Below are 11,570 nucleotides of genomic sequence, written 5' to 3' on the forward strand. Positions count from 1 at the left end.
CAAAAAGATGCGTCGTATTGATCCAAACAAACTTGAACTTGAAGAACGCGTAGTTACGGTTAACCGTGTTGCGAAAGTTGTTAAAGGTGGACGTCGTTTCCGTTTCTCTGCTCTAGTAGTAGTAGGTGACAAAAACGGCCACGTTGGCTTTGGTACTGGTAAAGCTCAAGAAGTACCAGATGCAATCCGTAAAGCAATTGAAGATGCTAAGAAAAACTTAATCGAGGTACCAATGGTTGGTACTACGATTCCACACCAAGTAATCGGACACTTCGGTGCTGGTGAAATCCTTCTAAAGCCTGCTTCTGAAGGTACTGGGGTTATCGCTGGTGGTCCAGTTCGTGCGGTACTAGAATTAGCTGGTGTAGCTGATATCTTATCAAAATCTTTAGGTACTAACACACCAATTAACATGGTTCGTGCAACTTTGGACGGTTTAAAACAACTAAAACGTGCTGAAGACGTAGCTAAATTGCGTGGAAAATCAGTAGAAGAACTGTTAGGTTAAGGGAGGGAAAGATAATGGCTAATAAATTAGAAATTACCCTCACTCGCAGTGTGATTGGTCGTCCACAAGATCAAAAAGAAACTGTTAAAGCACTTGGTTTACGTAAAATTCACCAAACTGTTGAGCAACAAGATAATGCTGCTATTCGCGGTATGATCAATAAAGTTGCCCACCTTGTAACAGTTGTAGAAAAATAAATCGATTTTTTTCTTTTAATAAGGAGGTGCCAATATGAAACTTCATGAATTAAAACCTGCAGAGGGTTCTCGTCGTGAGCGCAAGCGTCTTGGACGTGGTATCGGTTCTGGGCAAGGTAAAACTGCTGGTAAAGGTCATAAAGGTCAAAATGCTCGTTCTGGTGGCGGTGTACGTCCTGGCTTCGAGGGTGGTCAAACACCTTTATTCCAACGTTTACCTAAACGTGGATTTACCAACATCAACCGCAAGGAATACGCTATTGTAAACCTTGATGCACTTAACCGTTTCGAAGACGGAACTGAAGTTACTCCAGAACTTCTTATTGAAACTGGTGTGGTTAGCAGTGAAAAAGCAGGAATCAAGATTCTTGCTAAAGGCAATGTTGAGAAAAAGCTTACTGTAAAAGCTCATAAATTCTCCTCTGCTGCAAAGGAAGCTATCGAAGCTGCCGGCGGTCAAACTGAGGTGATTTAATGTTTCAGACAATCTCCAATTTTATGCGCGTGGGTGATATAAGACGAAAAATCATATTCACCCTTTTAATGTTGATTGTATTTAGAATCGGGACATTTATTCCTGTTCCACATGTAAATACCGATATTTTAAAAGCACAAGATCAACTTAGTGTATTTGGAGTACTGAATACATTTGGTGGGGGAGCACTTAGCAACTTCTCTATCCTTGCCATGGGTATCATGCCGTATATTACAGCGTCTATTATCATTCAACTTTTACAGATGGATGTAGTACCGAAGTTTACGGAGTGGTCAAAGCAAGGAGATGTAGGTCGTCGTAAGCTTGCTCAGTTTACCCGCTACTTTACGATCGTACTTGGATTTATTCAAGCGTTCGGAATGTCTTATGGTTTTAATAATCTTGCTGGTGGATTATTGATTGAGAAGCCTGGCATCGGAACGTATCTTCTAATCGCAACTGTATTAACAGGCGGAACGGCTTTCCTTTTATGGTTAGGTGAACAAATCACTTCAAAAGGAGTCGGAAATGGTATTTCGATTATCATCTTTGCTGGTATCGTTGCTAGCATTCCGAATATAGCCAACCAAATCTATGCACAGCAATTTGAAGATGCTGGTGATAAGCTTTTCTTAAATATCGTAACAGTTCTGTTGATTGTTTTAGCTGTAATTGCGATTATTGTTGGAACCATTTTTATTCAACAAGCTTTACGTAAAATCCCAATTCAATATGCAAAGAAAATGACTGCTGGCACATCGCCTGCGGGACAATCCACTCACTTGCCTTTAAAGGTGAATGCAGCTGGTGTTATCCCTGTTATCTTTGCGGTATCGTTTATTATCACTCCTAGAACAATTGCACAGTTCTTTGAGCAAAATAGTGTAACGATTTGGATTGAACGAATTTTTGATTATACACATCCAATTGGAATGTTGATCTATTGTGCGCTAATTATTGCGTTCACATATTTCTATGCATTCATTCAAGTAAACCCAGAACAAGTTGCTGAGAACTTGAAGAAGCAGGGTGGGTATATTCCAGGAATTCGCCCAGGTAAGAACACTCAAGAATATTTAACGCGCGTATTATACCGCTTAACATTTGTTGGTGCGCTGTTCTTAGCAGCCATTGCCATACTTCCAGTCTTTTTTGTGAAGTTTGCGGGTCTTCCGGAATCTGCTCAAATTGGTGGAACGAGCTTGCTTATCGTTATCGGGGTTGCCCTCGAAACAATGAAACAGCTTGAAGCTCAGCTTGTTAAGCGTCACTATAAAGGTTTTATAAAATAATTCGGATTTGGGGACAACTGTTCCCAAACGCCGTTTTAGAGACTGAGGGGGAGCCAGAGTGAATTTAGTTTTGATGGGGCTGCCAGGTGCGGGAAAAGGCACTCAAGCTGAAAAAATCGTTGAAAAATATTCTATCCCTCATATCTCGACAGGAGATATGTTCCGTGCTGCTATGAAGGAAGGAACAGAACTAGGTTTAAAAGCTAAATCTTTCATGGATCAAGGAGCACTTGTTCCAGATGAAGTAACAATTGGTATTGTTCGTGAAAGATTAAGTAAAGATGACTGTCAAAAAGGATTCTTACTTGATGGTTTTCCTAGAACTGTTGCTCAAGCAGAAGCGCTAGAGAATATGCTTACTGGATTAAATAAGAAAATTGATTACTGTTTAAATATTGATGTAGACCAAAGTATTCTGATGGAACGTTTAACTGGTCGTCGTATTTGTAAAGAATGTGGAGCAACTTATCACTTGGTTTTCAATCCTCCTGCAAAGGAAGATACATGTGACCGTTGTGGCGGAGAGCTTTACCAGCGTGCAGATGATAACGAAGAAACAGTTCATAACCGTTTAGAAGTTAATATTCAACAATCTGAACCTTTGCTTCATTTTTATGAGACAAAAGGTTACTTGAAAAATATTAATGGTCAACAAGATATTAATGAAGTTTTCAATGATATTGACAGCCTTCTTCGGGAGCTTGCGTAAATGATTATTTGCAAGACTCCGCGTGAGATTGAAATAATGCGTGAAGCTGGTCGCATCGTTGCACTTACACACCAGGAGTTAAAAAAGTATATCGTTCCCGGTATAACTACAAAAGAACTGGATAAAATTGCTGAAGCTTTTATAAGAAAGCATGATGCAATACCGTCTTTTAAGGGTTATAACGGATTTACAGGCAGCATTTGTGCTTCCGTAAATGAAGAACTGGTACATGGTATTCCTGGGAATCGTGTATTGAACAACGGTGATATTATCAGTATTGATATCGGTGCTGAGTATAATGGCTATCATGGTGATTCTGCTTGGACTTATGCGGTAGGTTCTATTGATGAGGAGACACAGCGTCTATTAGATGTTACGGAGGAATCCTTGTACAAGGGACTTAATGAAGCTAAGCCAGGTGATCGTCTGTCGAACATCTCCCACGCGATTCAAACTTATGTGGAAGCAAACGGGTTTTCAGTTGTGCGCGAGTATGTAGGGCACGGAATAGGGCAAGACTTACATGAGGATCCACAAATTCCACATTATGGTCCACCTAATAAAGGCCCGCGTTTAAAACCTGGGATGGTACTAGCGGTTGAGCCGATGGTGAATGCAGGAAGTCGTTATGTTAAAACTTTAGCTGACGATTGGACCGTTGTTACAGTAGATGGGAGTATGTGTGCTCACTTTGAACATACAATTGCTATCACTGAAACGGGTTTTGAAATTCTTACAAAAGCTTAACTTGTAAAGCCAAGGGAACTGTCAAGTGTTTAGTAATATTTTAATTATTAAAATTGGGCAAATCCTTTTTAATATGCTATAATTATAAGGTTGCTAGAAAATTGTAGTGTATTAACCGGTCGTGTTGCATTGGAAAGCTACGATTTCTTTCAGTAAGTATTTAATGGATCATGTAACTGATGAGTAGAAGGGAGACTAGTTCTATGGCGAAAGATGATGTAATTGAAATTGAAGGTACGGTTCTTGAAACTTTGCCTAACGCTATGTTTAAGGTAGAATTAGAAAATGGTCATACAGTACTAGCTCATGTTTCCGGTAAAATTCGTATGCACTTCATCCGTATTTTGCCTGGTGACAAAGTAACTGTTGAGCTATCCCCATATGACTTAACACGCGGAAGAATTACTTACCGCTTTAAATAATCTGTTGCACTCCGTAATATCAAGGAGGTTAGGATAATGAAAGTGAGACCATCTGTTAAGCCGATCTGCGAAAAGTGTAAAGTTATCCGTAGACGCGGCAAAGTTATGGTTATTTGTGAAAACCCTAAGCATAAACAAAAACAAGGCTAATAATGAGGGAGGTGCTCTAGTAAATGGCACGTATTGCAGGTGTAGATATTCCACGTGAAAAGCGTGTAGTAATCTCATTAACTTACATCTATGGTATTGGGAAAAATACTGCACAAAAGGTATTGGCTGAAGCTGGTGTTTCAGAAGAGACTCGTGTGCGTGATTTAACGGAAGAAGAACTTAACAAAATCCGTGACATCGTTGATAAATTAAAAGTTGAAGGTGACCTTCGTCGTGAAATTTCATTAAACATCAAGCGTTTAATGGAAATCGGTTCATACCGTGGTCTTCGTCATCGTCGTGGCTTACCAGTTCGCGGTCAAAACACGAAGAACAATGCACGTACTCGTAAAGGTCCACGTAAGACTGTAGCTAACAAGAAGAAATAATCGGTAAAGGAGGTACTTTAAATGGCTCGTAAAACTAATACTCGTAAGCGTCGTGTAAAAAAGAATATTGAACAAGGGATTGCTCATATCCGTTCTACATTCAATAACACGATCGTAACAATCACAGATGTTCATGGAAATGCTCTTTCATGGTCTAGTGCTGGTTCATTAGGATTTAAAGGTTCTCGTAAATCTACTCCTTTTGCAGCGCAAATGGCAGCTGAAACAGCAGCTAAAACATCTATGGAACATGGAATGAAAACTTTAGAAGTAACAGTTAAAGGACCTGGTGCAGGACGTGAAGCTGCTATCCGTGCTCTTCAAGCTGCTGGTCTAGAAGTTACTGCTATTAGAGACGTAACTCCAGTTCCTCATAACGGATGTCGTCCACCAAAACGTCGTCGTGTATAATTTTTCTGTATAGAAAAAAAATCCCTGTCTATAATGGGATATGATAAGAACTTTATACGTTTATACAGGATCATTTTTCCAGTTGTTGTGCACAAGCGGGAACGTATACAGGGGGAATTTCGGTTAAACAAACCTAACCGAGGTTTCGACGTTTTGAAGGAGGGTATATTTGATGATCGAAATAGAAAAACCAAAAATCGAAACGGTTGAGATCAGCGATGATGCCAAGTACGGGAAGTTCGTCGTAGAACCACTAGAACGTGGATATGGTACTACTTTGGGTAACTCCTTACGTCGTATCCTATTGTCGTCACTCCCAGGTGCGGCGGTCACATCGATTCAAGTCGATGGGGTGCTTCATGAATTCTCAACAATTGAAGGCGTCGTAGAAGATGTTACTTCTATTATTTTAAATATTAAGAAACTGGCACTGAAAATCTACTCTGATGAAGAGAAGACGCTTGAAATTGATGTGCAAGGTGAGGGAGTAGTGACTGCGGCTGACGTAACTCATGACAGTGATGTCGAGATATTAAACCCGGATCTACACATTGCGACCCTTGGTTCGAACGGCAATCTTCGCATGCGCTTAACTGCTAAGCGTGGAAGAGGGTATACACCTGCTGATCAGAACAAGAGAGAGGATCAACCAATCGGTGTTATTCCAATCGACTCCATCTACACTCCAGTTTCACGTGTTGTCTACCAAGTAGAAAACACTCGTGTCGGTCAAATGACTAACTATGATAAGTTAACTTTCGATGTATGGACTGATGGAAGCACTGGTCCTCAAGATGCTGTTGCACTTGGAGCGAAAATCTTAACTGAGCATTTAAACATCTTCGTTGGTTTAACTGATGAAGCACAAAATGCTGAGATCATGGTTGAAAAAGAAGAAGATCAAAAAGAAAAAGTACTTGAGATGACGATTGAAGAATTGGATCTATCCGTTCGTTCATACAACTGCTTAAAGCGTGCTGGCATCAATACTGTTCAAGAGCTTGCTAACAAGACAGAAGAGGACATGATGAAGGTACGTAACTTAGGTCGTAAGTCTCTTGAGGAAGTAAAACACAAACTTGAAGAGCTTGGATTAGGATTACGTAAAGACGATTGATCTTAGGTCAAACCTTTTACCATTCCAAGTCTTAAGCAACTAGAGATAAATGACTTCAACAAAGGAGGGAAACTTTCATGGGATACAGAAAGTTAGGACGCACTAGTGCTCAACGTAAAGCTATGTTACGTGATTTAACAACAGACTTAATCATTAATGAGCGTATTGAAACAACTGAAGCTCGTGCTAAAGAACTTCGTTCAGTAGTTGAGAAAATGATTACTCTTGGTAAGCGTGGGGACCTTCATGCTCGTCGTCAAGCATCTGCTTACGTTCGTCACGAGGTAGCTAACGCTGAAACTAACCAAGATGCTGTTCAAAAATTATTCAGTGACATCGCTGGTCGTTACGAAGAGCGTCAAGGCGGTTACACTAGAATCATGAAACTTGGACCACGTCGTGGAGACGGAGCTCCAATGGTAATAATCGAATTAGTTTAATAGCTAGTACAGACAACAAGGGTGAAGGACAGTTTACACAGGAACTTGTTCTTGCCCTTTTGCTGTAATGAGCCGTTGACTATCTAAAGTTTTAAGCCCAACGAGTGTTACGATGAGGGTGTATTTATATGTTTTCACTTCTCGTCTAGCTCATGCGCCTCGCTCCCATTTGGAATGAAGAGGAGGCGCAGGCTTTATTTAGGAAAGAGCATTGAAATAAGAAGTCAATGAGACATTCATTCATGCCATCATACATATTATTTTTATATTTTTACGGTGAATGGTCCGTGTCTTCACTTTCAAAGCTCGCCAAGATTGGCGAGTTTTCTTTATAATAAAAGGGTTTTTCTTATAGATAAGACATGGTAGTCGAGAGGAGATGAGTAATTTGGTAGCATCCATCGTTCAGATTGAGAATGTCTCTTTTAAATATGATCTTCAAGAGGAGTACGCATTAAATGATGTCTCCTTTAACATAAATAAGGGCGAATGGCTTGCCATTGTAGGTCATAATGGATCTGGTAAGTCAACGCTTGCGAAGCTTTTAAATGGTCTTCAGTTTGCTGAAAAAGGTTCCATTACAATTGGTGGAACGAAGATATCTGAAGAAACGGTATGGGATACAAGGAAAATGGTTGGTATGGTATTCCAAAATCCGGATAATCAGTTTGTTGGTACTACCGTTCAGGATGATGTAGCATTTGGACTTGAGAATCATGGAGTTCCTCGGGAGGAAATGATTATCCGAGTACAGGAAGCACTAGAGCAAGTAAAGATGAGTCAGTTTCTATTACAAGAACCTCATCATCTATCAGGTGGACAAAAGCAGCGAGTAGCTATAGCTTCTGTATTAGCTCTAAAACCGGCTATTATCGTTTTAGATGAGGCTACCTCTATGCTTGACCCAAAAGGGCGCGAACAGGTTCTAGAAACGATTCGAGAGCTTAAAAGTGATAATGATTTAACCGTTGTATCTATTACACATGATTTAGAGGAAGCTGCCAAGGCTGATCGAATGATTGTTATGAATAGAGGACAGGTATATAAGGAAGGTACTCCAAAGGAAATTTTCCAGCTCGAAGAAGAGCTCATTTCATTAGGATTGGATATTCCTTTTTCCGTGAAATTGAGCAAGAAGTTAAAAGAGTTAGGCATGCCCTTAGATAAACATTTTCTATCAGAAGAAGAGTTGGTGAAACAATTATGGACATCTCACTCCAAGAAGTAGAATACAAATATCAAGCAAATACACCCTTTGAACGTCTTGCTTTAGTAGATGTCTCCATTGAAATAAAAGCAGGAACTTTTTTAGCGATCATTGGGCATACGGGTTCTGGAAAATCCACCGTTATTCAGCATTTAAACGCCTTGTTAAAACCCACGGGTGGCAAGGTTCTGATTGGTGATCGAGTAATTACAAGCGATAAAAAGCAAAAAAATCTAAAAGAAGTAAGAAAAAGGGTCGGTATTGTTTTTCAATTTCCTGAGCACCAGCTGTTTGAAGAAACAGTAGAAAAGGATATATGCTTTGGACCAATGAATTTTGGTGTCTCTGAATCAGAGGCAAAGGAACGGGCAAAGGTTGCAACTCGTCAAGTAGGCTTACAGGAGGGAATTCTTCAAAAGTCCCCTTTTGACCTATCAGGAGGACAGATGAGAAGGGTAGCCATCGCCGGAGTTCTTGCCATGCAACCGGATGTTATTGTACTAGACGAGCCAACTGCAGGATTAGATCCTCGTGGAAGAAAAGAAATAATGGATATGTTTTATTCATTGCATAAGGAACGAAACCTTTCTACGATTCTTGTTACTCATAGTATGGAGGATGCAGCCCTTTATGCTGATCAGATTGCTATTATGCACCAAGGTCGTGTATACAGGAAAGGAAATCCAACAGAGATTTTTAGTGACCCTGAGGGACTGTTTGAGCTTGGACTTGATGTTCCAGAAGTTGTTCGCTTTCAGAGAAAGTTTGAGGCTGAGTTTGGACAATCTCTAGGGAAAACTTGTTTAACTATCGAAGAATTATCTGAAACGATTGTCAAACATCTGCAGGGAGGAGCTAAATAGATGGATAAAATGATATTTGGTCGATATATTCCTGCAGATTCTGTGTTGCATCGTATGGATCCTCGTTCAAAATTAGTTCTAATTTTTTTATTTGTATGTGTCGTGTTTTTAGCCAATAACGCCTTAACATATGGAACTCTACTTGTGTATACCATGATCATGCTTTCTTTATCAAAAATATCTCTCCGATTTTTATTGGCAGGATTAAAGCCGGTATTGTGGTTAGTTGTATTTACATTGTTTCTTCATCTATTTTTAACAAAGGAAGGGAATCTTCTATTTCAGTGGGGTTGGATAGAAGTGTATGAAGAAGGAATCAAGCAAGGTCTTTTTATTTCCGTGCGATTCTTTTTGCTTATTCTCATGACTTCTCTTTTAACGTTAACAACGACACCTATTGAGATAACAGATGGGTTAGAAGAGCTTCTTGGACCGTTAAAGAGAATTAAATTTCCGGTTCATGAACTTGCGTTAATGATGTCCATCTCCCTAAGGTTCATTCCCACTCTTATGCAAGAGACAGACAAAATTATGAAAGCTCAGTCTGCTCGGGGTGTCGACTTCACTGGAGGACCTGTAAAGGACCGTGTCAAGGCAATTATCCCATTGCTAATCCCTCTGTTTATTTCATCGTTTAAACGGGCGGAGGAGCTCGCTATTGCGATGGAGGCAAGGGGATACCGTGGTGGTGAGGGAAGAACAAAGTATCGGCAATTAAGCTGGGGCGCCAGAGATACCTCCATGCTGTTGGCCTTAGGGCTAGTTACGGCTTTACTAGCGGTATTACGAGCGTAGAGGTGTGATACTCATGAAGAGATATAAGTGTAAGATATCTTATGACGGGACCGCATTTCATGGCTATCAGGTACAGCCTAATAAGCGTACGGTTCAATCAGAGCTTGAGGCAGCCCTTAAAAAGCTCCACAAAGGCAGACAAGTAAAGGTGACGGCTTCCGGTCGGACAGATGCCGGAGTGCATGCAAAGGGTCAGGTTATTCATTTTGATTCGAATCTAAACATACCCTTATCAAAGTGGCAACTAGCGTTACATGCAGCTTTACCTAATGAGATTGCCATTTTGGCGGTAGAAGAAGTGAATCAAGACTTTCATGCGCGTTTTGATGCAGGTGGAAAAGAATATCGATATTTTATTGATAATCGAAAAATTCGTGATCCATTTCAAAGAAATTATTCGTATCATTTCCCCTTCCCATTGGACCTAGATAGCATGAAAGAGGCTTGTGTCCATTTTATTGGTGAGTATGATTTTACTAGCTTTTGTTCCGCGAAGACAGAGGTCGTGGATCGTGTAAGAACGATTTACGATCTAGATATTTCTTCTGAAGGTGAACAGCTGGTCCTCCGCTTTCGAGGAAATGGATTTCTTTATAATATGGTTCGTATCATTGTTGGAACCCTTATACAGGTAGGAAATGGGGAAATTTCGCCCGACTCTATCCCAGGGATAATCGAAAAGAGAGACCGAACCTTTGCAGGAAAAACAGCACCCCCACAAGGGTTATACCTTTGGGAAGTGTTTTATGAGTAGAATCGTAGTTATAAAGTAGAAAAGATTATTAAAAAAATTTCTATGACAACTAATCCTGGTGTAACATTTCCTTGACATCAGGGCTGAAGCAGTATATGATATCAAATGTATGTATTTTAATCCCATGATAAGCCCCGTTAACTTATTATGTCGAGATATACGTAAATCATGACTGAACACATGTCGGAACACGTGTGGAAAGCATGCCAGAACAAATTTTATGAATGTATAATTTAGGAGGGAACTATTCAATGCGTACAACGTTTATGGCTAATTCAAACAATATTGAACGTAAATGGTACGTGATTGATGCAGAAGGCAAAACTCTTGGACGTCTTGCTTCAGAAGTTGCATCAATTCTACGTGGAAAACATAAACCAACTTTCACACCACATGTTGACACTGGTGATAACGTAATTCTAATCAATGCTTCAAAGATCGAGTTAACTGGTAAGAAGTTAACTGACAAGATCTACTACCGCCACACTATGCACCCAGGTGGTTTAAAAACTAGAACGGCTCTTGAAATGCGTACAAACTACGCTGAAAGAATGTTAGAGCTTGCTATTAAAGGCATGCTTCCTAAAAATTCTTTAGGTCGTCAAATGTTCAGAAAGTTACACGTATACGCTGGTAGCGAGCATCCGCACCAAGCACAACAACCTGAAGTTTACGAACTTCGTGGATAATTAAAGGGAGGGTATTATATTGGCACAGGTTCAATACATTGGTACTGGTCGTCGTAAAAGCTCCGTTGCACGTGTTCGTCTAGTTCCAGGCAGCGGTAAAATTACAATCAACGATCGTGACATCACTGATTACATTCCATTCGAAGCACTACGTGAAGTAGTAAAGCAACCATTAAACGCAACAGAAACTCTAGGTAGCTATGATATTCTTGTTAACGTTAATGGTGGAGGTTACACTGGTCAAGCTGGCGCTATCCGCCACGGTATCGCTCGTGCGTTACTAAACGTTGACCCAGAATACCGTCCAACACTTAAGCGTGCTGGATTATTAACTCGTGACGCTCGTATGAAAGAACGTAAAAAATACGGTCTTAAAGGCGCTCGTCGTGCACCTCAGTTCTCAAA

At 40.2% G+C, this 11,570-nt stretch carries 18 protein-coding genes; all 18 read left to right on the forward strand.

The features are described from left to right. The first annotated feature begins 7 nt into the window (after positions 1-7). Positions 8-508, forward strand: coding sequence for a 30S ribosomal protein S5 (gene rpsE, locus ACGLXV_RS16410; protein ID WP_066058517.1), 501 nt, complete (start codon positions 8-10; stop codon positions 506-508). Between the two features lie 14 nt (positions 509-522). Further along, positions 523-705, forward strand: a complete 183-nt coding sequence (rpmD, locus tag ACGLXV_RS16415) for a 50S ribosomal protein L30 (protein ID WP_119706280.1) — start codon at positions 523-525, stop codon at positions 703-705. Between the two features lie 34 nt (positions 706-739). Beyond that, positions 740-1,180, forward strand: coding sequence for a 50S ribosomal protein L15 (gene rplO, locus ACGLXV_RS16420; protein WP_066058511.1), 441 nt, complete (start codon positions 740-742; stop codon positions 1,178-1,180). Next, on the forward strand, positions 1,180-2,472 hold the full coding sequence (gene secY, locus ACGLXV_RS16425; RefSeq protein WP_119706281.1) for a preprotein translocase subunit SecY: 1,293 nt from the start codon (positions 1,180-1,182) through the stop codon (positions 2,470-2,472). Before rplO ends, secY begins: the two co-directional genes overlap by 1 nt. Positions 2,473-2,530: 58 nt before the next feature. Next, positions 2,531-3,181, forward strand: coding sequence for an adenylate kinase (locus tag ACGLXV_RS16430; protein WP_119706282.1), 651 nt, complete (start codon positions 2,531-2,533; stop codon positions 3,179-3,181). Next, positions 3,182-3,928: a type I methionyl aminopeptidase gene (map, locus tag ACGLXV_RS16435; protein WP_391559487.1), complete on the forward strand. Its 747-nt coding sequence runs from the start codon at positions 3,182-3,184 to the stop codon at positions 3,926-3,928. 203 nt (positions 3,929-4,131) lie between these two features. Further along, complete coding sequence (infA, locus tag ACGLXV_RS16440) at positions 4,132-4,350, forward strand: translation initiation factor IF-1 (protein ID WP_019157108.1); 219 nt, start codon at positions 4,132-4,134, stop codon at positions 4,348-4,350. A 36-nt stretch (positions 4,351-4,386) separates the two neighbouring features. Next, positions 4,387-4,500, forward strand: coding sequence for a 50S ribosomal protein L36 (rpmJ, locus tag ACGLXV_RS16445; protein WP_000868344.1), 114 nt, complete (start codon positions 4,387-4,389; stop codon positions 4,498-4,500). A gap of 23 nt (positions 4,501-4,523) precedes the next feature. Continuing rightward, positions 4,524-4,889 carry a 30S ribosomal protein S13 gene (gene rpsM, locus ACGLXV_RS16450; RefSeq protein ID WP_119706284.1) on the forward strand — a complete coding sequence of 122 codons (366 nt, stop codon included), beginning with the start codon at positions 4,524-4,526 and terminating at the stop codon, positions 4,887-4,889. 21 nt (positions 4,890-4,910) lie between these two features. Further along, a complete protein-coding gene (gene rpsK, locus ACGLXV_RS16455; RefSeq protein ID WP_066058500.1) occupies positions 4,911-5,300 on the forward strand; it encodes a 30S ribosomal protein S11 in 390 nt (129 codons plus the stop codon). Positions 5,301-5,472: 172 nt separating this feature from the next. Beyond that, the gene (locus ACGLXV_RS16460) at positions 5,473-6,417 is read left to right on the forward strand and encodes a DNA-directed RNA polymerase subunit alpha (RefSeq protein WP_066058497.1); all 945 of its coding nucleotides are present in this window, start codon (positions 5,473-5,475) and stop codon (positions 6,415-6,417) included. A gap of 77 nt (positions 6,418-6,494) precedes the next feature. Next, on the forward strand, positions 6,495-6,857 hold the full coding sequence (gene rplQ / locus ACGLXV_RS16465) for a 50S ribosomal protein L17 (protein WP_066058495.1): 363 nt from the start codon (positions 6,495-6,497) through the stop codon (positions 6,855-6,857). Between the two features lie 379 nt (positions 6,858-7,236). Next, a complete protein-coding gene (locus ACGLXV_RS16470) occupies positions 7,237-8,085 on the forward strand; it encodes an energy-coupling factor ABC transporter ATP-binding protein (RefSeq protein ID WP_391559488.1) in 849 nt (282 codons plus the stop codon). Continuing rightward, positions 8,061-8,927, forward strand: a complete 867-nt coding sequence (locus ACGLXV_RS16475; protein ID WP_119706286.1) for an energy-coupling factor ABC transporter ATP-binding protein — start codon at positions 8,061-8,063, stop codon at positions 8,925-8,927. Before ACGLXV_RS16470 ends, ACGLXV_RS16475 begins: the two co-directional genes overlap by 25 nt. Continuing rightward, a complete protein-coding gene (locus ACGLXV_RS16480) occupies positions 8,928-9,722 on the forward strand; it encodes an energy-coupling factor transporter transmembrane component T family protein (RefSeq protein ID WP_119706287.1) in 795 nt (264 codons plus the stop codon). A 13-nt stretch (positions 9,723-9,735) separates the two neighbouring features. Beyond that, the gene (gene truA / locus ACGLXV_RS16485; RefSeq protein ID WP_119706288.1) at positions 9,736-10,476 is read left to right on the forward strand and encodes a tRNA pseudouridine(38-40) synthase TruA; all 741 of its coding nucleotides are present in this window, start codon (positions 9,736-9,738) and stop codon (positions 10,474-10,476) included. 251 nt (positions 10,477-10,727) lie between these two features. Beyond that, complete coding sequence (gene rplM / locus ACGLXV_RS16490) at positions 10,728-11,165, forward strand: 50S ribosomal protein L13 (RefSeq protein WP_066058483.1); 438 nt, start codon at positions 10,728-10,730, stop codon at positions 11,163-11,165. A gap of 19 nt (positions 11,166-11,184) precedes the next feature. Then, positions 11,185-11,570: 30S ribosomal protein S9 (gene rpsI / locus ACGLXV_RS16495; protein WP_391559489.1), on the forward strand; the 386-nt coding region annotated here is incomplete at its 3' end.

This window comes from Robertmurraya sp., assembly GCF_036676585.1.
Lineage (GTDB): Bacteria > Bacillota > Bacilli > Bacillales > Cytobacillaceae > Robertmurraya_A.

Bases quoted from the DNA above. Each gene is read 5' to 3' on its own strand.
- rpsE (WP_066058517.1), top strand. From the start codon at position 8: ATGCGTCGTATTGATCCAAACAAACTTGAACTTGAAGAACGCGTAGTT.
- rplO (WP_066058511.1), top strand. From the start codon at position 740: ATGAAACTTCATGAATTAAAACCTGCAGAGGGTTCTCGTCGTGAGCGC.
- rplQ (WP_066058495.1), top strand. From the start codon at position 6,495: ATGGGATACAGAAAGTTAGGACGCACTAGTGCTCAACGTAAAGCTATG.
- rpmD (WP_119706280.1), top strand. From the start codon at position 523: ATGGCTAATAAATTAGAAATTACCCTCACTCGCAGTGTGATTGGTCGT.
- infA (WP_019157108.1), top strand. From the start codon at position 4,132: ATGGCGAAAGATGATGTAATTGAAATTGAAGGTACGGTTCTTGAAACT.
- ACGLXV_RS16470 (WP_391559488.1), top strand. From the start codon at position 7,237: ATGAGTAATTTGGTAGCATCCATCGTTCAGATTGAGAATGTCTCTTTT.
- rpmJ (WP_000868344.1), top strand. From the start codon at position 4,387: ATGAAAGTGAGACCATCTGTTAAGCCGATCTGCGAAAAGTGTAAAGTT.
- rpsK (WP_066058500.1), top strand. From the start codon at position 4,911: ATGGCTCGTAAAACTAATACTCGTAAGCGTCGTGTAAAAAAGAATATT.
- truA (WP_119706288.1), top strand. From the start codon at position 9,736: ATGAAGAGATATAAGTGTAAGATATCTTATGACGGGACCGCATTTCAT.
- ACGLXV_RS16480 (WP_119706287.1), top strand. From the start codon at position 8,928: ATGGATAAAATGATATTTGGTCGATATATTCCTGCAGATTCTGTGTTG.
- secY (WP_119706281.1), top strand. From the start codon at position 1,180: ATGTTTCAGACAATCTCCAATTTTATGCGCGTGGGTGATATAAGACGA.
- map (WP_391559487.1), top strand. From the start codon at position 3,182: ATGATTATTTGCAAGACTCCGCGTGAGATTGAAATAATGCGTGAAGCT.
- ACGLXV_RS16475 (WP_119706286.1), top strand. From the start codon at position 8,061: ATGGACATCTCACTCCAAGAAGTAGAATACAAATATCAAGCAAATACA.
- rpsM (WP_119706284.1), top strand. From the start codon at position 4,524: ATGGCACGTATTGCAGGTGTAGATATTCCACGTGAAAAGCGTGTAGTA.
- rplM (WP_066058483.1), top strand. From the start codon at position 10,728: ATGCGTACAACGTTTATGGCTAATTCAAACAATATTGAACGTAAATGG.
- ACGLXV_RS16460 (WP_066058497.1), top strand. From the start codon at position 5,473: ATGATCGAAATAGAAAAACCAAAAATCGAAACGGTTGAGATCAGCGAT.